This window comes from bacterium (assembly GCA_028820935.1).
In the GTDB taxonomy this organism is placed as follows: Bacteria; Actinomycetota; Acidimicrobiia; order Spongiisociales; family Spongiisociaceae; genus Spongiisocius.
This window is the reverse complement of record JAPPHZ010000019.1, coordinates 18,586-39,817: the sequence shown is the minus strand read 5'-3', so window position 1 is coordinate 39,817 and position 21,232 is coordinate 18,586. Positions and strand designations below refer to the sequence as shown.

Here is a 21,232-nt window from a genome sequence, read left to right as displayed (position 1 = left end):
CCGGCAGACCACATCCCTCGACCACGAGAACTACCGATCAGCGCCACCTTCTCTCCGGCGCGCCGATACAATCCGCCTGAGCCGTCTCGACGCGGCCGCCATTCGGAGGGCGAGCCTGGGGCGGGCTTCGAAGTCACGAGCGAGAACATAGAAAGAGGTTGCAATGAGACCTACCCCGATGCGTCGCCTGGTCGCCGTGCTGGCGGCAATGACGCTCCTGGCGGCCGCCTGTGCGGAGGACGGCGGAGACTCTGCTGCCGCAGCAGATTGCGAAGTGGGCCAGACGGATGGTGACCTGAACCTGTACAACTGGGCCGAGTACATCGATCCGGACCTGGTGGACGCCTTCGCAGCCGAGTACGGCGTCGCGATGACCGTGGATGTCTACGACTCCAACGAGGCCATGCAGCCGATCATCTCCGCGGGCAACTCGGGATACGACCTCATCGTTCCGTCCGACTACATGGTGGCCATCCTGATCGCCGGCGAGGACATCCAACCTCTCAACAAGGATGCCATACCCAACATCGGCAACATCTCGGCGGACTTCAGCGATCTGGTGTACGACCCCGCCGGCGACTACTCGGTGCCCTACCAGTGGGGAACCACCGGCCTGGCCGTCGACACCGCGGTGGTGGGAACCGACTTCCCGAGGTCCTGGTCGATCGTCTTCGACCCGAGCTTCGCGGATCAGTACGCAGGCCGGATCTCGCTGCTGAACGACCCGCGGGAAACCCTGGGCGCGGCGCTCAAGTACCTCGGCTACTCGCTCAACACCACTGACGACGCCGAGCTGGAGGAGGCCAAGCAGCTGGTCGCCGAGGCGCGGGGCCGGGTGGCGGCCTTCGACACGGATCAGGCCGACGAGTTGCTCACTACCGGCGAGACGGCGATAGCCCATGGCTACTCGGGTGACATGTTCACGCAGTTCCTGGAGACCGACGACCCGTCCCGCTACGTGTACTTCGTGCCGGAGGAGGGCGGAACGCGCTGGATCGACAACATGGCGATCCCGCACGACGCCCCCAATCCCTGCACGGCCCACACCTTCATCAACTGGATTCTCGATCCGGAGAACGGTGCGGCGCTGTCCAACTACAACTACTACTCCACGCCCAACGAGGCGGCCCTTGACGGCTTGGAGCAGGAGTTGCTGGACTTCGTGGCCGACCCGGCGGTGATCCCGGGCGGGGTGGGTTCGCTGGAGGAGATACAGGACACCGGCGACTTCGAGATCAACTACACCGACGCGTTCATCGAGGCGGTGGGGTAGGGCCTACGCGAGGGGTGCACGAACCGGCACCCGGCGATCCAGTTCCTCACGGACCAGCGGGTCGTCGCGGCCCTGTAAAGCGGTGAGGCCCAACTCGAGGCGTCGAGCGCACCAGACGGCGTGGGCGCGCACCAGCGGGTCGGGATGTGCCAGGGCCTGGCTGACAGCGGAGCGGACCCGGGGTTCGGATGGATCCCCGACGTTGCCCAGCGCCACCAGGGCGTTGCGCCGCAGGTATCGGGGCTGGCGGCGCGGGATGTACCAGCGTCCGAAGCGGGCCATGAGGTCTTCGTCGGAGGCGTCGAGCAGATCGACCAGAGAGACCCAGGCCTCGTTCGGTCTCTTCGCCCTCGGGCTGTCGAGGCGGACGCGGACCCGGTTGGGGGGGCACACCTCGGCACAGTCGTCGCAGCCGTAGATCCGGTCCCCCAGCGCCACCCGGAACTCGGGACGGAAGACCCCGGACTCCTGGACCAGCCAGGCCAGGCAGCGGCGGGCATCTACCACCCCGGGAGCGATGATGGCGCCGGTGGGACACCCGTCTAGGCACTGACGGCACGACCCGCAGCCGTCGGCCATCGGCGCCGGATCCGTATCGCACAGAGGGGCGTCGGTCACCACCGCGCCCAGCACCACCAGGCTCCCCGCTCCTGGCACCAGGATGTTGGAACTCTTCCCCCACCAACCGATGGCGGCCCGGTAGGCGGCCGCCCGATCGACCAGGCTGTTCCCGTCGGCCACCACCACCGCCCGGTGTCCCGCCGCGCGCAGCGCGTCTGCCACCTGATCGAGAGCGGAGCGGAGGGCGGCGTAGTGATCCTCCCGGGCGTAGGCCGCCACCCGTCCGTACGGGAGCCCGTCGTCCGGGTGATCCGGCTCGCAGCGCCAGAAGTCGAGGGCGCCCACCACCAGGGAGGCGGCTCCCGGCAGGATGCGCGACGGATCGGTAGAGCGCTCCGGGTTGCGGTAGGTGAACTGCATCCCGCCGTGGAGCCCGTCTTCCTTACGCTGGTGCAACGTTTCGGCCATCTCGGTGAACGGCTCTGCCCGGCACACCCCCACCGCGGCCAGCCCGGCCCGCCGCCCGATGTCGAGAATTGCCTCAACTTGGACTTGCGAAGCAGCCATCGGCGATCTCACCCGGTGGCGAGGTCTGGGTCTCCCACACACGCCGGAAGGATGGGCGGGGTGGGGTTCGGACCGGCTCCACTCATATCACGCGGTCCGGCCGATGGAGGACGCGGTCCATGCTCGAACAAGTGCTCCAATGGCTTCACTGTGATGCATTTTCCCACTCCATGAGGATCAGATGCCGCCGTTCCAGGGATCAGGACAATAACCCGACGGGGGAAGGCAACGGGCCTGGACAGCGTTACCGTTAGGGCATCTGAGGCCCGGTCCTGTACCACAGGCAATACCTGCCAAGCCGCGGCGACGGGCGACGGTGTTTGGCTGTCGCCCGTTGTCCGAGGCTGCATCCTTACCCCCTAGGAGCGACGGGCGCCCCTCCGGTTCCCTGGGGTGATGACTCGTCAGCTTCAGCGGCGGAGCAGCCTGTGGGCGAGGCACCCAAGGCGGGTGGAACGTCGGGTATAGGGGTAGTCCTCCAGACGCAGCGCTGTTACCATCTAACCAATGTTGCGGTAAACGGCGGCGGGCAGCGGAGTCGAACCGCAACCAGGAGGCACTCCTCCCGGCTCCGAGTTTCTCAGGCCCGGTCCTGTACCCACAGGCAATACCCGCCAGTTCGGGGTGACGGGCGACGGCCATCCGGCTGTCGTCCGTTCTCCTATAGGGCATCGTTACCCCCGTGGGTACGACGGACAACCCCTCCGTTGGAGGGAGATCAGCGGTTCAGCGGCGGAGCAGTCCATAGGCCAGGCGGCCGAGGCGGGAGGAGCGTCCGGTGCCGAACTCGAAGCGATCGGCCCAGCCCATCACGGCCCGGGTGCCCCGGATACCCAGCCAGCGCAGCGGTTCGGGTTCCCACGGACGGGATTCGATTCCGACCCAGGCGAGCTCGGCCAGCTCGGAATCGGCGCCGACGATCAGATCGGCCAGGGTGCGGCCCGCCAGGTTGGAGGGCGCCACCCCCTCGCCGACGTAGCCCCCGGCCGTACCCGATCCGGTCCGGGAGTCGTAGCGCACTGCCGGGACCCAGTTGCGGGGCGCCGCCAGCACGCCGCCCCACTCGTGGGTTATGGCCGCGTCGCCGAGGGCCGGGAAGATGTCCACCAGCACCCTTCTTATGAGGTCGTGGGAACGCCGGTTCCTCTCAGTGGCCGGGTCGATCCGGGAGCCGTACAGGTAAGGGATCGCCCTCCCCCCGAAGGCGATCCGGTTGTCGGCGGTTCGCTGCCCGTAGACCACCGCGTAGCGATCGTCGGCGAAGGTCGGCCGGGTGTCGAGCCCGATCTCGGCAAGGGTCGAGGCGTCCAGCGGCTCGGTGGCGATCATCAACGAGTAGAGCGGCACGAGGGTCCGCCGTTCCCCGGGGAGGTCGCGGGTGTATGCCTCGGTGGCCCGGATCACCACCCGGGCGCCGACCCGCCCGCCGGTGGTGGTGACCGATCCGTCCCGGATGGCTGTGGCCGCGGTCCGCTCCACGATCCGGACCCCGCGCCTCTCCACCACCCCGGCCAGCCCCCTTACCAGCCGGGCCGGATCGAGCGCCGCGCAGGGCGCGTAGAAGATGCCACCGTGGAGGTCGGTGGGCCGGGCGAAGCGCCGCACCTCCTCCGGCTCCAGCAGGCGGATGATGTCCTCGCCGATGCCGTTGGCGCGGTTGCTCTCGATCTCGGCCGCCTGGCGCTCCGCCTGGGCGCGGCTGCGGGCGAACCGGATCACCCCACCCTTGGCGAACCCGCATTCGATGGCCTCGGTTGCCGCCACCCGCCCGATCTCGTCGACCGAGCCATGCACGTAGTCCATGAGACGGCCCGCCGATTGCCGGCTGGAGCGACGGGCGTAGGCCCCGAAGCCGGCGGCCAGTTCCCCCACCGCCCATCCGCCGTTGCGCCCGGAGGCGCCGAAGCCGCAGATCTCCCGCTCGATTACCAGGATCGACAGGGACGGGTCCCGCTCGGTGAGGTAGTAGGCGGTCCAGAGGCCGGTGAAGCCGCCCCCCACGATGGCCACATCGACCGAGGCATCGCCATCGAGGGGCGGGCGGGGCGTGAGGTCGCCTTCGAATGTCGCCATCCAAAGCGACAGGTTCGAGTAGTCGGGCACCACCGGAAGTATAATTTTGGGGGTGACCGAAGACCTCCGCTACATGAATCTGGAGGCCCGATGGGCCCGGCAACTGGAGGCACTCGAACTCCGGTCTTTTCCCAGCGTGAACCCCGCGGACCTCTACAACGCCGCGGAACTGGTCGAGCTCGCCGAGGTCTTCCCCGAGGGGAACTTCGTGGTACTGGACGGCGAGACGCCGATCGCGATGGGCTTGGGGGTGAGGGTCCACTTCGACCTGTCCCGCCCCCAGCACCGCATGAAGGACATCATGTCCGGGGAGCACAAGGCCGGACACGATCCGACCGGCGAGTGGTATTACGGCACCGACATCGCGGTGGACCCTCGCTACCGCCGCCGCGGGATCGGCAGCCGCCTGTACGACCTGCGCCAGGAGGTGTGCCGGACTCTCGGCCTGCGAGGCATCGTCGCCGGCGGGGTGATCCCCGGATACGCCCGGCACAAGGACAACATGTCCGCCGCCGAGTACGTGGAGAAGGTGGCCGCCGGCGAACTGTACGACCGGACCCTGAGCTTCCAGATCGCGAACGGCTTCGAGGCCCGCGGGGTGCTGGAGAACTACATGGAGGATCCCGAGGTCGACGACTGGGCCTCGCTGATCGTGTGGGAGACTCGCTAGCCGCCCGCTGCGCTCGAGCCGACCGGGGCCTCGAAGTGTTTTCTGCGTTCTGAGCTGCGGGTACGTTGCTGTCCCACCTGAGTCATGAGTTGCATATCGCTAAGCACCTACGCCGGTTGATGACGCCACACCGATCGGATCGAACCGGCCCGAGGGGATCAAGGAAAGGGTCGCCGGATCGCTGACCGAGACCCCATGACTTCGGTGAGAATCCTTGCTGTTGTGACTGATGTAATGATATTGGAGTTATCACGGAAAGTGGTGGTGATAAATGATTGAATCAACTATTACGTCCAAAGGACAGACCACCTTGCCCAAGGCTGTGCGAGAGGCCTTGTCCGTCCATCCAGGGGACCGTGTGCGGGTCGCGGTTTTTCGGGGGCCATTTGCGGCCCGCTCGGGACCGGCCTAGACGAACGTCGGTGCTGCGGCGTCGCGCGGACTTGCACGGCTACCAGCCGATGCTCACCGGGCAAAGAAGAGTTGGAACTCCATGATGCCGTGGTCCTCGACCGAGATGACGGCGATGGACGTCGGGGCGGTCACTCCGTAGTCGCTGAAGGTCACCGGAGCCGAACCCACGACCACGATGCCGTCGCCGGCGAGTTGAGCTTCCAGATCGAACACGACGCGGTTGGTTACCCCCTTGATCGTGAGGTCTCCCAGGACCGATCCTGAGAAACGCTCGCCCTCGGACACCCCGGCGGGCAACTCCACCGGCTCTGCGAGCTTGAATGTGGCCAGCGGAAACCCCTCGGTGTCGAGGGCTTTGCGCGCATGGCTGTCACGGTGGCTGTCGTCGGTCCGCAGAGTGGCCATCTCGACCTGCACAGTCGCGGCAACCAGAGTGCCGCCTCGCAGCTCGATGGCGCCGGCCACGTCGGCGGTGCGACCCACCACGGTGGACTCGTCAACACCGCCCGCCAGCACCTCCACCACCCGGTATCCGGCAAGGCTGACCGGGGCTTCTCCGGTCGTCCCGTCGGTGCCTTCGCTGGTAACTACGGTCCATACCCCCGCCAAGCCGGCCGCCTCGGTGTCCACAGCTGTCGTCTCGCTGCCGGCTTCCGTCGACGCGGTGTTGTCCCCGGCCGCGGCGGTCGACGTGCTGACCGAAGCATCCGGTCCGGCGCTCGGTGCCACTCCGGAGTCCTCGCTGGACCCGGTGGCGGGCGTGGAGCCCAAGGCACGGTCGTCAGACTCGGAGGCCGGTAAGCCGCCGCTGTCGTCGCCGGGTGCGGTTTCCAGCCGAGCTACAGCCGCCTCCAGATCTACCGGTTCCGGTCCGTCGGTCCGCAGGCTCCACCATCCGACCGCGGCGATGGCCACCCACAACATCGCGACCACTGCTCCTGTGACGAACCTGGTGCGCCTGCTCACGATGGACTCAATGTTCCGTGGCGGGGAGCTGCACGATGAATCGGGTGCCGGTGGGCCGGCGGGCGGTGATGCTCACCGTGCCTCCCATGACCTCGGTCAGTTCGGCCACGATGGTGAGGCCCAGACCCGAGCCGGCCTCTTCGATCCGGGGCGTGTGCCGGGCCACGTAGGAGGCGTTCGAACACGTGGGGCCGGTCCTCGCGGCTGATACCGGGACCGTCGTCGTCCACCGTGACAACGGCCCAGGTGGTGAGCATGATGATGGGGATATCGGAAGTGGCCCTCAACTCGCGGCACAGCTGGATGCCGTCGACATCGCCGGGCAACCCGATGTCGAGGATGACCGGCTTGGGCCGGTACTGCTTGATACGGTCGAGCCCGGTGGCGCCGTCCGCCGCCTTGTACACCCGGTAGCCGTCCCGTCGCAGGTACACGTCCACCAGGCGGGCGATATTCGGATCGTCCTCCACCACCAGGACGACGGTCTCGTCTGCTCCCCTCACAGCCACCTATGGTCCCACAGGAATCTGAGCGGACTGTTGAGAGAGGTGCCTGCAAGGGAGTTCCCGGAGCTAGCCCTCCAGGCCCTCGAGGTGGTGGGTGATGTTGTAGGTGGCCAGCGTCGAGTGCCCGTCCGGCGCGATCGCCACCTGGGTGACCGACGTGTTCTCCAGTGGACCCAGCAACCGGGCCTTGCCGTAGTCGAATCCCAGGACCGCGGTGGAATAGGCCTTGATCGCCCCGCCGTGTGACGCGGCCGCTACCCGGCGCCCCGAGTAGGTGCCGGCAAGGCTGCTGATGAACGCGGTCACCCGCTCCTGGGCCTCGCTCCAGGTCTCGCCGGTGCCGCCCCGCCGGATGTCCTTTCCGTCCCGGGGATAGCCGCTGAGCCGGCCCGACGCCTCGAGTTCCTCCCACAGCTCACCTTCCCATTCGCCGAAGCTCATCTCGACCCGTTCGTCCACCAGCACGGGCGGCCGCCCGAGTGCAATCTCTGCCGTGACCGACGCCCTTCGCAGCGTGGAGGAGAAGACTTCGTCAACCTTCCCGATCCATGATGCCAGCCGCCGGGCCTGCTCCCGTCCCCAGGGATGCAGATCGCTGTCGACTCGCCCCTGGGCGCGCCGTTCCAGATTGGCCTGCGTGACACCGTGGCGGATCAGATCGACCACGATGCCGCCTCCGTCCCGGTTGACATCGGCCCAGAAGGACACCGGCCCGAGATGGGCGGCGTCGTTGTAGCGCAGGATGCACGCCTCCCCGTCCTCGAATGCCAATTCGCAAAGGGAAGTGTTGGACAGGAACCCGAGGCGGCGGCGCCCTATCGGAAGACCCAGCAGCCGCCACAGCACCAGTTCGATCAGGCCGCCGTGGGTGAACACCAGGCCGGTCTGCCCCTCCTCGAGACGGCTCAACAGTCCGGCCAGCGCCTCCCAGCCCCGCTCGGACACCTGGCGGGGTGACTCACCGGTCTCGCCCATCCGCAGGTCGTAGTCCCCGTGCAGCCGGGTCAGGTCTTGGCCGTAGTGGGCTTCGACCCACTCGCCGGGCCGGCCCTCCCAGACACCGATGTCGCCTTCCCGCCAACCGGCCTTCACCCGCGGCCGGAAGCCGGCTATCTCGGCGGTGTGAAGGGACCGCTCGAGGTCGGAGCTCTCCACCAGATCGAACCGTCCGCCGGCCAACCGCTCGGCGGCCAATCCGGCCTGGTGGCGACCCCTGGCGGTCAACGGTGAGGAGGTGGCACCCTGCCAGATCTCGCCGGCGTTGGCTTCGGACTCCCCGTGGCGGACCAGCAGCACCCGTTTCACGACGGAACTGGGTGGTAACAGATCAGATGAATGCGGCGGAGAAGATCAGGGAGACGATCGTCATCACCTTGATGACGATGTTCATCGCCGGACCGGAAGTGTCCTTGAACGGATCGCCCACCGTGTCGCCGATAACCGCCGCCTTGTGCTGCTCCGAGCCCTTGCCCCCGAAGGCGCCGCTCTCGATGAGCTTCTTGGCGTTGTCCCAGGCACCCCCGGCGTTGGCCATGAAGATTGCCAGGAGGAACCCGGTCACCAGAGCGCCGGCCAGCAGGCCTCCCAGAGCCTCCACGTCGATGAAGCCCACCACCAGCGGTAGGGCCACTGCCAGGGCGCCCGGAATCACCATCTCCCGCAACGCCGAACCGGTGGCGATGTCCACCGCCCGGGCGTACTCGGGCCGAGCGCTCGGATCGCCCGCCAGCAATCCGGGGATCTCGCGGAACTGGCGCCGCACCTCCTCGATCATCCGGAAGGCGGCTCTCCCGACCGCCTTGATGGTGAGAGCGGCGAACAGGAACGGGAACATGCCGCCCAGGAACAGGCCGACGGTCGTGCCCACGTTGGTGATGTCGATGGCGTCCAGGCCGACGGCTTGGGTGAAGGCGGCGAACAGCGCCAGCGCCGTTACCGCCGCCGATCCGATGGCGAAGCCCTTTCCCAGTGCGGCGGTGGTGTTGCCCAGCGCGTCCAGCTCGTCTGTGGCCTCCCGCACCTCGGGCGGCAGGTGGGCCATCTCGGCGATGCCCCCGGCGTTGTCGGCTATCGGACCGTAGGCGTCCACCGCCACCGTGATCCCGAGCGTGGAGAGAACGCCGATGGCGGCGATGGCCACGCCGTAGATCCCTCCGCCGTCTCCGATCGCCCAGTCTCCGGCGGCGTAGGCGCCGGCGATCCCGGCGGCTACCACCACCACGGAGATGGCCGCGGACCGCATCCCCTCGGATATGCCGGCCAGTATCACAGTGGCCGGACCGGTCTCGGACTGGCGTGCGATCTCCTTGACGGTCTTGTAATGGTCGGAGGTGAATATCTCCGATATCTTGCCCACGCAGATCCCCACTGCCAGGCCTACCAGCACGGCCAGGGACAGGCCGAAGGGGTTCTCCACCCCGCCCGATCCCCCGAACACCACGTTGGTGAGGATCAGGACGCCGATGACGGTGAGGCCGACCGCCACATTGTTCCCGCGGTGCAGGGCCTTGGCCAGGTTGTCCCCGGTCACCCGTACGAAGAAGGAGCCGATGATGGCGGCGAACATCCCGATTGCGGCCACGGCCAGGGGGAAGATGATCGCCTCGGTGGCGAAGGACCTCGATGAGAACACGATGGCCGCGTAGGCGATCGGGGCCACGATCGATCCGACGTAGGACTCGAACAGGTCGGCCCCCATGCCGGCCACGTCGCCCACGTTGTCACCGACGTTGTCGGCGATCACCGCCGGGTTGCGGGGGTCGTCCTCGGGAATACCTGCCTCGACCTTCCCCACCAGATCGGCCCCCACGTCGGCCGCCTTGGTGTAGATGCCGCCGCCCACCCTGGCGAAGAGGGCGATGGACGACCCTCCCAGGCCGATGGCGGCGATGATGTTGTACTGGTCCGAGTCGCTGATGCTCAGCACCTCGACGAACAGTAGATAGCCGATGGTCACTCCCAGCAGGCCCAGTCCGGCTACGCAGAACCCCATGACCGCGCCCCCGCGGAAGGCCACCGGCAGGGCGCGCTTCACCCCGCCGAGCCGGGCCGCCTCAGCGGTCCGGGAGTTGGCCGCCGTCGCGATCCGCATGCCCGCGAAGCCGGCGGCTGCCGACAGCACCGCTCCGAAGATGTACGCAATCGAACCCCACGGCGCCCCCCAGGGGAGGACCACCGATATGAGGACGGCCAGCACCACCACGAAGACGGCCACCCACGTGTACTCACGCCTCATGAAGGCGTTGGCGCCCTCCCGGATGGCTGCCGAGAGCTCCTGCATGCGGTCGTTGCCCTGGTCGGCGGCCATGACCACCCGGGCGTAGTAGACAGCCAGGACCAGGGCGGCCAGCCCGGCCACCAGCGCGATCACCAGTACAGCATCTGAAGACATACGTCAGACCTCTTGTTCGACTCGGGATGCCGGAGTATATGGCCCTCGCGGCGAGGCTGGTCCGTCCGGCCGTTGGGCGCGACGCGAGGCGCGCCTCCTCGGGCCGATCAGCTAGCGGTTCGGCGGCGCTTCAGTTCGGCGCGCCGGGCGTGCAGGATCGGTTCGGTATAGCCGGAGGGCTGCTGCGTCCCGAGGAACACCAGATCGCATGCAGCCCGGAACGCAGGGCCGTCGAAGGCCGGCGCCATGGGCTTGTAGCCGGGATCGCCGGCGTTCTGGCGATCGACCACCACCGCCATCGTCTTCATCGTCTCCATGACCTGGCGGCGGTCCACCACCCCGTGGTGAAGCCAGTTGGCGATGTGCTGGGACGAGATGCGGCAGGTGGCCCGGTCCTCCATGAGGCCGATGTCGTTGATATCGGGAACCTTGGAGCAGCCTATGCCCTGATCGACCCATCGAACCACGTAGCCCAGGATCCCCTGCGCGTTGTTGCGGAGCTCGGCGGCGATCTCGTCCGATGTCCAGTCGGCACTCGGGGCCAGCGGTATCTCGAGCAGCTCTGCCAGGTCTCGCGGCGGGCGGTCGGCTATCTCGTCCTGGCGGGCGGTCACGTCAACCCGGTGGTAGTGGGTGGCGTGGAGGGTGGCGGCGGTCGGGGAGGGCACCCACGCGCAGTCGGCGCCGGCCTCCGGGTGGCCCACCTTCTCCTCGAGCATGGCCGCCATGAGGTCGGGCGCAGCCCACATCCCCTTGCCGATCTGTGCCCTGCCCCGCAGACCGCAGGCGATACCCACATCCACGTTCCAGTCCTCGTAGGCCTGGATCCAGCCCTGGGCCTTCATGCGGGTTTTGGGCACCATCGGCCCGGCTTCCATGGAAGTGTGGATCTCGTCGCCCGTGCGATCGAGAAAGCCGGTGTTGATGAAGACGATTCTCGACCGGGCGGCCCGGATGCACTCGGCCAGGTTGAGCGTGGTGCGGCGCTCCTCGTCCATCAGACCGATCTTGACCGTGTCGCGAGGCAGGCCCAGCACGTCCTCCACATGGTCGAAAACGTCGGACGTGAAGCGCGCCTCCGCGGATCCGTGCATCTTGGGTTTGACGACGTAGTAGGAACCGGTCCGGGAGTTGCGCCTGCCGGCTCGTCCTCTGAGGTCATGACACGCCACCAGAGTGGTGACCATGGCGTCCACCAGACCCTCGTGGGCCTCGTTCCCGTCTCGATCGAGGACGGCAGGTGTGGTCATCAGGTGGCCCACGTTGCGGGCCAGGAACAGGGAGAGACCGGGAAGCGTGAAGCCCGACCCGTCGGGCGCGGTGTAGGTCCGATCCCGTGCCAGCCGGCGGGTGAAGGCCCGGCCGTTCTTGGTCACCTCGGCGGTCAGATCACCCCTGGTCAGGCCCAGCAGGTTGCGGTAGGCGAGCGCCTTGTCCGCCGCGTCGATGGCGGCGATGGAGTCCTCGAGGTCGAGGATGGTGGTGACCGCCGCCTCCAGCACGATGTCGGACACGCCGGCCGGATCGTCGGCGGCTACGGGACGCTCGGGGTCGATCTCGATGGCGATGTGAAGGCCGTTGTTCCGGAGCAGCACCGCGGTGGGGGCGTCGGGGGATCCCTGGTAACCGGCCAGCTGGTCAGGTTGGGCCAGGCCGGTGGCGACGCCCGGTGACAGCAGCACCCGCAACCCGCCATCCGCCACCGAATACCGGGCGGCGTCGGCGTGCGAGCCGCCGGACAGCGGGACCACATCGTCCAGGAAGCTCCGGGACCAGGTAACCACCCGCCGACCGCGGGCCGGGTCGTACCCACCCGCCGGGGGCGGGTCGCCCAGAGCATCGGTTCCGTAGAGGGCGTCGTAGAGGGATCCCCATCGGGCGTTCAGGGCGTTGAGGGCGAACCGGGCGTTCGTGATCGGGACCACCAGCTGGGGGCCGGCCACCCCGGCCACCTCGGGGTCCACGCCGGAGGTGGTGATGGAGAACACCGGGCCCCTCGGCTCGATATAGCCGATCTCCTCCAGGAAGGCCCGGTAGGCCGCCCGATCGAAGGCCCCGTCCCGGTTGGCCCGATGCCAACCGTCGATAGCAGCCTGGAGCTCGGCGCGCTGGCAGAGCAGGTCCCGGTTCCGAGGACCGAAGTCGTGGATCAGGTCGGAGAATCCCTTCCAGAAGGCACCGGGGTCCACGCCGCTGCCCGGGAGCGCCTCCTCGGTGATGAACTGGTACAGCTCGTCGGCGACTACCAGACCATCGATGTTCATGGTGTTTCTCCTCGGCGACTCCCGACCCTAGGGTCGGCGCCGCACGAGGTCCCGGCCCACCTCGCCAACCGACCGCACTCCGGCCAGCGCCATGGTAGAGCGCATGGTCTCGGCCAAGAAGTCGAGAACCCAGTCGACTCCCTTCTCCCCGCCGGCGCCCAGCCCGTACAGGTAGGCGCGGCCCACCATCACCGCCCGGGCGCCCAGAGCGAGTGCCTTCAGGATGTCGGACCCCCGCCGTACGCCGCCGTCGCAGATGATCTCCGCGTCGTTGCCTACTTCCTGGGCAATCGGCTCGATGAGCTCGATGGACGTGGGGGCGCCTTCGAGCTGTCGGCCGCCGTGGTTGGAGACGGCGATGGCATCCACGCCGTGCTCGACCGCCCGCCGAGCGTCCGCCACGGATTGGATCCCCTTGATGATGATCGGGCCGTCCCAGACCGAACGGAACCACTCGATGTCCGACCACGAGAGGCTGGCATCGAACTGGTCGTGGACCAGGCTGGCAAGGGCGACGGCCGAGCTGCCGTCATGGTCGGTAAGGCCCACCACGTTGGAGAAGGTGATCGGTTCGGCGTTGAGGAAACGCCATGTCCACGACGGCCTCCGCAATCCGTCGAAGAGCATGTCCAGCCCCAGCTTGGGGGGCAGGGTCATCCCGTTGCGCACGTCCCGTTCCCGGCGTCCCGGAACCGCCAGGTCGACGGTGATGCACAGCGCTTCGTAGCCGCAATCGGCCGCCCGCTCGATCATGTTGCGAACCAGCTCGCGGTCCTTCCAGACGTACACCTGGAACCAGTTGCGACCCCCGGCGCCCGCGTCGGCCACTTCCTCGATGGAACGGGTCCCCAGCGTGGACAGGGAATAGGGGATGCCACGGCGCGCCGCGGCCCGAGCCACCGGCAGCTCGCCCCCCGGATCGACGATCCTGGTGAAGCCGGTAGGGGCTAGGACCACCGGCATCGGGAGGGGCCGGCCGAGCAGGGTGGTGGAGGTATCGATGTGGGATACGTCCCGGAGCACGGAGGGAACGAACTCCCAATTGTGATAGTCGGAGCTGTTGCGACGGTACGTGATCTCGTCCTCGGCAGCGCCGTCCACGTAGTCGAACACCCCTCGGGGCAGGCGGCGGCGAGCGATGAGGCGAAGGTCGTCGATATTTGCCGACGACTGCATGCGCCGCAGGTCGGGGTCTCTTTCGAAGGTCCGGAACCGCGCTACGGACCTGATTGTCCTGAATATGCCCATATTGTCCTGAATATGCCCATGGGGTGAAAGGCTAGCGATCTGCGTGATCGGGTTGGTTCGTGCTCATGAGACCTCGTCTAGGCGGCGACACTTCCAGGCGGCCTCTTGCATCCTCTCGCTACGTGACTCCCCATCGAAAAAGAGGAATCGGCCCTTCTTCACCCGCTCGTGTCACACCTTCATTTTATGGTAGTGGTCAACCGTTAACCGCGATTCTCCATGCCGGATGGACGGTTTGTCGAAGCGACACGGAAGGGCACACCGACCCTGGCCGCATCGGTTGCCGTCTCGCCCACATCAGGAATCAGGGTTGAAGCACCTGCGATCCGGACCCGACGTCGGCCGGACCGTGAGAGAGAACAAATCGTCGAGGCAGCCCCCACCCTGGGGGAGGACGGAACGCGCTCGACACCAAGGTGGCGGCGGTGGGGGAGGGCCCGGCGTGCGGAGCCTGTTCGCCCGCAGTTTTTCGCGTTCTTACGAGGAGGCTCTACGGATCTTCGCCCGGCCGGCACTGGTTCCCGGGCCTCCAGACGAAGCGGGGATGGGCACCGTGGGGCGGCCAGTACCGGTCCTTGCGGTAGGCCCAGTATTCGAAGGGGTTGTCGTAGTAGGCGAAGGTCTCCACCACCGATCGCCAGTTGCTCCGATCCAGCACCAGCCCGACCAACAGGCCGGCCGCGCCCGCCAGCAGCAGCCAGGCGCCGTATCCGAGAACGTAGAGGGGGCCGAACGATCGGTTCTGGAAGACATGCGCCTCCTCGTGCACGTCGATCAGGCGCCTTCGCCGTGTCACCTGCGGTGAATCCCCACGGAGGCCGGTGTCGCCCCCGGCGGCCGAGACCACGTTGCCGAAGGTGATGGCGAACCGGGACCGGAAGGTGAAACCGGCCTCGTACACATGGCGGTTGGTGCGGCGGCTCATGCCGTCGAAGTACGAGGACGGGTAGAAGGCGTTGACCAGATGCAGCAGCACCCCGCCTGCCACGCTGATCAGCCCCCAGGTGGAGTCCAGTCCCCAGCACACCCAGCCGCGGGGCCGGCGCCACTGGTAGATGCCCTTGGCGCCGCTGATCGCCCCGTTTAGCCCGGCCGCCCCCACCGCGGCGCCCGCCAGCGCGGCCGGAACCCATCGCAGGGCCGCGATGAACAGCCAGGCCAGCGCCGCCCCGGCGACCCCGACCCCGACAGCTTCCACGGCCGCGACCAGGGGCCGTCGACCACTCGGCTCGCTCACCACAGGAAGCCCTTGTGGGCAAGGGCGGCCACATCCATGGTGGCCGCCACCCCGACATGAACGCCGACTCCCCACCAGATGGACCGGCTCCGCAACGACAGCGATCCGAGGATGATCCCTCCGAGGATCGCCGCCAGTGCTTCGGCAACCGGCTTGCTGTAGTGAAGCATGTTGTACGGGACCATCATCACGAACACCGACAGGTAGCCGAAGCGGGCGCTGAGACCGTGCACCATGAACCCGCGGAAGAAGAACTCGAGCGCCACGAACTGCAAGCCGTAGACCACCCACCAGACCGTCATGGCGGGCCACAGCCCTTCACCGGGGGCCAGGTCGTAGAACGGGTACTTGGCCTGGAATGCCGGCGTGAAGGAAGCGAGGACCACGAAGGGGATCGATAGCGCCAGCAGGATCACGTAGGTGCCGCCGTGCGCTCCGATCCCCTTCATCCGGAGCCCGTAGTTCCGGATTCTGTCCTTGAGGACCAGCTTGATGGCCGCAACCGGGAGAAGGGTGTACGCCAGGATCTGCGCACCGCCCCAGAAGATCAACCGGTTGAGTTGGGCGGAGTCCGATCCCTCGAAGGCACCCCTAGCCCGCTCGGCCCAACCGCCTGCACCCACCGTCTCCAGCACGGCCACGAACCACGCCGGGTTGGTCCCGAAGTTGAGAAAGGTCAGGCTGAGCGCCGACACGACCAGCACCACCACCACCTGGCGCCGGTCTCCGGTGAGGTTGTGGCGCCACAGGCGGCCCGTGGAGATCGAAGGCATCGGTCCAAGGTTAAGCATTGGAGAGCCATCAAGCTATCGTTGGAAGGGTGCCGCCCAATCCATTGGGACCCGCCTCCGGCGGCATGGCTTGTGACCGGCGAGCGCCATGTATCACATCGATCACCATTGTTCTCGTATCTATTAGCGATTGAGAGGGCCTTCAATGACGTTGCCTACTTATGCCGGGTTTGTGAACGCAGGGTTTCTGAGGGCTGAGGGCGCCCGGGCCCTCGATGAGAATCCCCGCAACGTGCGGATGGACAGCGAAGCCGTCGTCTCCTGGTTCCAGGACCTGACCTTCGAACGGGGAGCGCGGTTCCTCCGGGTCTACTGGTACGACGCCCGGTTCGATAGCGGCCACGAGCTGGCGGACGGCCAGCGCCGCTTCTTCTCGGCCCTCGGCCAGACAGCCGGAATCCAGCTCCGCTTGGGTCACATCGTGGAGTACCGGCCGTGGTTCGAGCAGGGTATCCGTGATGCGCTGACCCGCACCGCGGTGGCGCTCGACCTCGATCCGGATCGGGTAATGGAGGAGTTCGATCAGCAGTGGACCTTCCGGCCCGAACGCCGCCAGCGCGGGGTCGACACCATGCTGTGCTCCGACATCACCCGGCTGGCCGGCCGCGGGGCTTTCGATACGGCCGTGATCTTCTCCGGTGATCGCGATCTGGCGGAAGCCGTGCGATCGGCACAGGAACTGGGCGCACGGGTGGTGATCGCCACACCTGATCGGCACAGCGTCTCGCGAGAGATGAATGACCTCGCCGATGAGATACTCGAACTCACCGAGGACGACCTCAACCTGATGCTCCCGGAGAGACTCCCCAGCCTGACGTGAAGTCCGCTTCAAGGGGGTTGAAACTTCGTCGCTCCGTGCCGATAGTCGGGTAATAGCCGGCGACCGCGTGGCCGGTGTCCACCGGGCTGCGAGAGGATCGAGACCATGGCAAGTACTGACTTCCGGGACTTGGTCTCGGGTTGGGAGAAGAGCGAACGCTTTCCGGGGGACCTGGTCCATGCCCGGATCTTTCCTGCCCGCCCGGCTCGTTTCGAGGACTTGGATCCCCCTCTCGATCCGACCCTATCCGAGCGGCTCGCCGGCAAGGGCATCGGGCGTCTATACGGCCACCAGGCCCGGGCGATCCGCTCGATCAGGGCCGGGACCCACACGGTGGTGGTCTCCGGCACCGCATCGGGTAAGACGCTGTGCTACCAGGCACCGATTGCCGAACGAATGCTCGAGGTTGGGACCAGCACCGCCCTGCTCATCTTCCCGACCAAGGCACTGGCCCAGGACCAGCTCGGTTCCATCCAGGCCTTGAGCCTCCCGCAGATGAAGGTATCCGCGTACGACGGCGATCTTCCACGCGAGCAGCGTTCCCGGGTCCGGAGGCGCGCCAACGTCATCCTGACCAACCCGGACATGCTGCACTACGGGATCCTCCCCAACCACGGCCTGTGGAAGGACTTCCTGTCCCGCCTGGGTCACGTCGTGATCGACGAGATGCACTACCTGCGGGGGATGTTCGGTAGCCACACAGCCAACATCATCCGGCGCCTGCGCCGTCTGGCCGCCCACTACGGCGCCGATCCCACCTTCGTGCTTACCTCCGCCACCATCGGCAACCCGGTGGATCTGGCCGAGCGCCTGTGCGGCCTGGACGTTTCGCTGGTGGACAGCGACGACTCCGCTACCGGTGAACGGATGGTGGCGATATGGAACCCGCCGCTCAAGGAGGAGTCCGCCGGCCGCCGATCCTCGATCGCAGAGACGACCGATCTGTACGTCGACCTGGTGCGCCGCGGTATCCATACGATCGCCTTCGGTCGCAGCCGGCGCGCCACCGAGCTGATCCATGTCAACGCCGCCCGCCGCCTGGGCGCCGACGCCGACCGGATTTCTCCGTATCGTGCCGGCTACACGGCCCGGGACCGGCGGGACATCGAGGCCCGGCTCTTCTCGCGAGAACTGGTCGGCATCTCCGCCACCAATGCCCTCGAGCTGGGCGTCGACATCGGGGGCTTGGACGCGGCCTTGCTGTGCACGTTCCCCGGCACCATTTCCTCGTTCCGGCAGCAGGCCGGCCGGGCCGGCCGGGAACAGGACATGGCGCTGGTCGTCCTGGTGGCCGGAGAGGACGCCCTGGACCAGTATTTCGTCCACCATCCGGACGAGCTCTTCGGCCGGACGCCCGAAGCCGCGGTCGTCAACCCGACCAACCCCAACGTCATGGACTATCACCTGAGTTGCGCTGCCCACGAGCTACCTCTCGGCTGGCGTGACCGGCCCGTCTTCGGAGATGATCTATGGGAGTCGGGGGCCCGCTTGGTCGGAGAAGGCGAACTGCGAGTCGAGGACCGCCGGCTGCTCTGGGCGGGCCGCCGGTCGCCCGCCCACGGAAGGAGCATCCGGTCATCCGACGCCCGCTCGTTCTCCATCTACGACGTCGATTCCCGCCGGGTGATCGGTGAGGTGGACTGGGACCGGGCCTTCTCGGACGCACATGAGGGCGCCGTCTACCTGCACCAGGGCCGCACCTACCTGGTGGAGGAGCTGGACGTGGCCGGGCTGGAGGTCCGCGCCCGGAGCGCCCGCGTGGATTACTACACAGAGCCGCACGTCCAGAAAGCTCTCGACGTGCTAGGGGTCTCCGAGCAGGGTCGGGTGGGGGCGATGGGCAGTTTCCTCGGCCCGGTGCGGGTGTCGGCCCATGTGCTGGGCTACCGCCGCAAGTATCGGATGAGAGATAGAGGCAACGACCGGCGAACCATCCCCCTGGAACTGCCCCCGACGCAGATAGAGACCGACGCCTTCTGGTTCACCGTGCCCGCCTCGGTCATGGATCGGGCCGGTATCGACCGGCGGGAGGCACCCGGGTCGCTTCACGCCGCGGAACACACCATGATCGCCATGCTCCCGCTGTTCGCGATCTGCGATCGTTCCGATATAGGTGGCCTCTCCGTCACGCACCACCCGCAGACGGGAGAGGCCACCATCTTCATCCATGAGGGCTACCGGGGTGGCTCCGGCATCGCTCCGGTGGCGTACCCGGCGGGCGAGGAATTGGTCATGGCCACGGTGGCGGCACTCGCTCGGTGCCGGTGCATCTCCGGGTGCCCTTCGTGCGTCCAGTCGCCCAAGTGCGGCAACTTCAACGAGCCCCTCTCCAAAGGCGGAGCACGCAGACTCCTGAGGGCCGCCCTCAACGCCGTCGGGTAGGTCCCGGACGCGAAAAGCCGGAGGAGTTGAATCCTTCGGCTTTCTTCGAGTAACCGTGCGACCGGACGTATTACCGCTCCGATCCCAGCGGTCGCTCGTTACTCAGTGGCCGTGGTGCTCGTGGCCGTCGCACTCGTGTGGATCGTGAACGTGGCCTTCCTCATCGCCGTGGTGCTCATGCGTATCGCACTCGTGGTCATCATGCTCATGCTCATTGGCATGGTGCTCGTGGTCATCGCACTCGTGCGAGTCGTGAACGTGGCCTTCCTCATCGCCGTGGTGCTCATGCGTATCGCACTCGTGCGTGTCGTGCCCACCCATCCGGGCTCCTTTCGTGCTGACGGCTCCCCGCCGGGCCCGACCGTTACCATCCGGACGGAATCCGACTGAGATTACGAGGCACCAAGGCTAGCAGACACCGGTCTGGCTGTCACCGCGCGCATCCTTTGCCGTTGACGCAACTTTCTCCCGGAGGTTGGTGACGGCCAGTACCAGAAAGAACAGCACCACCGGGAGGACTGCCATGGTTGCCGACCCCGAAGTGTTCGCGTGGTAACTGACCACCAGTCCGGCGGCGACGCTGAAAACCCCTATAACCGCGCTCATGACCATCATGGAGGGAACCCGCCGCACCAGGAGAGCGGCCGTTGCAGGAGGCCCGACCAGCAGGCCGAATGCCAGCAAGGTTCCGACAGTCCGGTACGAGCCGACTATGGAGAGGGTGATCAACGTCAGCAGGGCGGCGTTGGTGAGAGAAGGGCGTAGCCCCAGCAGGCTGGCCTTGGTCTCGTTGAAGGACAGCACGAGAAAAGGTCGGTAGAGGATGAGCGAGACCAGGACCACTACGGCCGTCACCACCGCCAGGACCTGGATATCCGACGCCTGGACCCCCAGCGTGTCGCCGAAGAGGATCGCCGTGATCCCGCCGCTGTAGGAAGGAGACCGGGAGATGAAGATGACCCCCAGACCCAGCATTCCCACGAACAGCAGCCCGATACCGGTGTCCTCGGAGAAAACGGTCTGGCGGTGGACCAGGTTGATCCCGGCGATCATGACCACCGCCGCCATCCCCGCTCCTATGAACACGTTGAAGTCGAGGAGGATGGCCAGCGTGATCCCCGGTATCACCCCGTGGATCAGGGCGTCACCCAGGAAGCTCATACCCCGAATCACCACCCAGGTCCCGACCACGGCGCCGGCGATGGCGGCCAGCGCGCCACCCAGCATCGCCCGCTGCTGGAAGGCGAACGCGAAGGGTTCGGTAAACCATTCCATGGGGTATCAGACCCTTGCTCTGTGGGAGGCTGTGACGGTTGCCTGCAGTGTTGCAGGAGTGCTGGGAGGTTACCCCTAACGGAAAGGGTCGCGAGGTAGCCGGCAGATCTCGAGTCAGGCGGTTGCCACCGGCGAACTCTCAGAGTCCTTCTCGGCGCCGCGCACCGCAAGCGGCGCCGAGCTGTAGCACCCTCTTAAGAGAGCGCGTCGGCGATCCTCATGGCGTTGCTTCTGAGCATTCCGACGACGTTGTCGGTCTCCGTTCCCGGCTCACCCAAAGATCCGGTGTGGAGCGTGACAACTGCCACGTCGGTGCCGGCCTCGGCCGCAACCGCCTCCGCCAGGGCGGTGGAATCGATGGTCTCGGCGAAAATCACCTTCACGCCTTCTTCCACGATCTCCTCGACCAACGCGGCGAGCTCTGCCGAACTGGGATCGGCCAGTGTTGAGCCGCCCGGAATGACCACGCCGATGACCTCGAACTCGTAACGATCAGCGAAGTAGCCGAGCGAGTCGTGGTTCGTGATCAGCACGCGGTTCTCGTGTGGGATCGGGGCAAGGATGTCCTGGATCTCGGCGTCCAGTTCGGTCAGGGTGGCTGCGTAGGCCTCCGCCCGGGACATCCAGTCACCCGACGGGTCGATCTCCGTAAGCGCCTCTGCGATCAGGAGAGCGGCTTTGGCGACTCGCAGCGGATCGAGCCAGAAGTGGGGATCCGCGCCGGTGTGGACGTGTCCGCCGTCTTCTTCGTGGGCGTGGTCGTCCTCTTCGTCGGCGTGATCATCGTCTTCTTC

At 67.0% G+C, this 21,232-nt stretch carries 18 protein-coding genes and 1 tRNA gene; 6 read left to right on the top strand and 13 right to left on the bottom strand.

Annotated features, from left to right (window positions below; translation table 11 throughout):
- Positions 1-163: 163 nt before the first annotated feature.
- Positions 164-1,273, top strand: coding sequence for a spermidine/putrescine ABC transporter substrate-binding protein (locus OXM57_04390; protein MDE0351907.1), 1,110 nt, complete (start codon positions 164-166; stop codon positions 1,271-1,273).
- Positions 1,274-1,276: 3 nt separating this feature from the next.
- Here OXM57_04390 and queG read toward each other — a convergent pair whose 3' ends face one another.
- The 3 genes from queG to OXM57_04375 all read right to left on the bottom strand — a co-directional run bounded on the left by queG (position 1,277) and on the right by OXM57_04375 (position 4,504).
- On the bottom strand, positions 1,277-2,401 hold the full coding sequence (gene queG, locus OXM57_04385; protein MDE0351906.1) for a tRNA epoxyqueuosine(34) reductase QueG: 1,125 nt from the start codon (positions 2,399-2,401) through the stop codon (positions 1,277-1,279).
- A gap of 523 nt (positions 2,402-2,924) precedes the next feature.
- Positions 2,925-3,017: transfer RNA gene (locus OXM57_04380), tRNA-Leu, on the bottom strand.
- 110 nt (positions 3,018-3,127) lie between these two features.
- Complete coding sequence (locus OXM57_04375; GenBank protein ID MDE0351905.1) at positions 3,128-4,504, bottom strand: FAD-binding oxidoreductase; 1,377 nt, start codon at positions 4,502-4,504, stop codon at positions 3,128-3,130.
- A gap of 22 nt (positions 4,505-4,526) precedes the next feature.
- On the opposite strand from OXM57_04375, the gene OXM57_04370 reads away from it, so the two are divergent.
- Together OXM57_04370 and OXM57_04365 are read left to right on the top strand one after the other, a co-directional pair.
- On the top strand, positions 4,527-5,144 hold the full coding sequence (locus OXM57_04370; protein MDE0351904.1) for a GNAT family N-acetyltransferase: 618 nt from the start codon (positions 4,527-4,529) through the stop codon (positions 5,142-5,144).
- A gap of 271 nt (positions 5,145-5,415) precedes the next feature.
- Positions 5,416-5,556: an AbrB/MazE/SpoVT family DNA-binding domain-containing protein gene (locus tag OXM57_04365; GenBank protein ID MDE0351903.1), complete on the top strand. Its 141-nt coding sequence runs from the start codon at positions 5,416-5,418 to the stop codon at positions 5,554-5,556.
- 53 nt (positions 5,557-5,609) lie between these two features.
- Here the strand turns inward: OXM57_04365 and OXM57_04360 are convergent, their stop codons facing one another.
- The 8 genes from OXM57_04360 to OXM57_04325 all read right to left on the bottom strand — a co-directional run bounded on the left by OXM57_04360 (position 5,610) and on the right by OXM57_04325 (position 15,943).
- Positions 5,610-6,524: a YceI family protein gene (locus OXM57_04360; GenBank protein MDE0351902.1), complete on the bottom strand. Its 915-nt coding sequence runs from the start codon at positions 6,522-6,524 to the stop codon at positions 5,610-5,612.
- The gene (locus OXM57_04355) at positions 6,521-7,027 is read right to left on the bottom strand and encodes a response regulator (GenBank protein MDE0351901.1); all 507 of its coding nucleotides are present in this window, start codon (positions 7,025-7,027) and stop codon (positions 6,521-6,523) included. Before OXM57_04355 ends, OXM57_04360 begins: the two co-directional genes overlap by 4 nt.
- 69 nt (positions 7,028-7,096) lie before the next feature.
- Positions 7,097-8,335, bottom strand: a complete 1,239-nt coding sequence (locus OXM57_04350) for a histidine phosphatase family protein (protein MDE0351900.1) — start codon at positions 8,333-8,335, stop codon at positions 7,097-7,099.
- A 22-nt stretch (positions 8,336-8,357) separates the two neighbouring features.
- A complete protein-coding gene (locus OXM57_04345) occupies positions 8,358-10,421 on the bottom strand; it encodes a sodium-translocating pyrophosphatase (protein ID MDE0351899.1) in 2,064 nt (687 codons plus the stop codon).
- A gap of 107 nt (positions 10,422-10,528) precedes the next feature.
- Entirely contained in the window at positions 10,529-12,685 is a 2,157-nt protein-coding gene (locus tag OXM57_04340; GenBank protein MDE0351898.1) for a malate synthase G, read from the bottom strand.
- A gap of 27 nt (positions 12,686-12,712) precedes the next feature.
- Complete coding sequence (locus tag OXM57_04335) at positions 12,713-13,861, bottom strand: alpha-hydroxy acid oxidase (protein ID MDE0351897.1); 1,149 nt, start codon at positions 13,859-13,861, stop codon at positions 12,713-12,715.
- A gap of 562 nt (positions 13,862-14,423) precedes the next feature.
- Positions 14,424-15,170: a hypothetical protein gene (locus tag OXM57_04330; protein ID MDE0351896.1), complete on the bottom strand. Its 747-nt coding sequence runs from the start codon at positions 15,168-15,170 to the stop codon at positions 14,424-14,426.
- Positions 15,167-15,943 (bottom strand): CPBP family intramembrane metalloprotease, encoded by a 777-nt coding sequence (locus OXM57_04325; GenBank protein ID MDE0351895.1) that lies wholly within the window; start codon positions 15,941-15,943, stop codon positions 15,167-15,169. Before OXM57_04325 ends, OXM57_04330 begins: the two co-directional genes overlap by 4 nt.
- Positions 15,944-16,106: 163 nt before the next feature.
- On the opposite strand from OXM57_04325, the gene OXM57_04320 reads away from it, so the two are divergent.
- The 3 genes from OXM57_04320 to OXM57_04310 all read left to right on the top strand — a co-directional run bounded on the left by OXM57_04320 (position 16,107) and on the right by OXM57_04310 (position 19,553).
- The gene (locus tag OXM57_04320; GenBank protein MDE0351894.1) at positions 16,107-16,781 is read left to right on the top strand and encodes an NYN domain-containing protein; all 675 of its coding nucleotides are present in this window, start codon (positions 16,107-16,109) and stop codon (positions 16,779-16,781) included.
- A gap of 105 nt (positions 16,782-16,886) precedes the next feature.
- Positions 16,887-19,163, top strand: a complete 2,277-nt coding sequence (locus OXM57_04315) for a DEAD/DEAH box helicase (protein MDE0351893.1) — start codon at positions 16,887-16,889, stop codon at positions 19,161-19,163.
- Positions 19,164-19,283: 120 nt separating this feature from the next.
- Positions 19,284-19,553, top strand: coding sequence for a hypothetical protein (locus OXM57_04310; protein MDE0351892.1), 270 nt, complete (start codon positions 19,284-19,286; stop codon positions 19,551-19,553).
- 18 nt (positions 19,554-19,571) lie between these two features.
- Here OXM57_04310 and OXM57_04305 read toward each other — a convergent pair whose 3' ends face one another.
- Together OXM57_04305 and OXM57_04300 are read right to left on the bottom strand one after the other, a co-directional pair.
- On the bottom strand, positions 19,572-20,438 hold the full coding sequence (locus OXM57_04305) for a metal ABC transporter permease (GenBank protein ID MDE0351891.1): 867 nt from the start codon (positions 20,436-20,438) through the stop codon (positions 19,572-19,574).
- Between the two features lie 194 nt (positions 20,439-20,632).
- Positions 20,633-21,232: metal ABC transporter substrate-binding protein (locus OXM57_04300; GenBank protein MDE0351890.1), on the bottom strand; the 600-nt coding region annotated here is incomplete at its 5' end.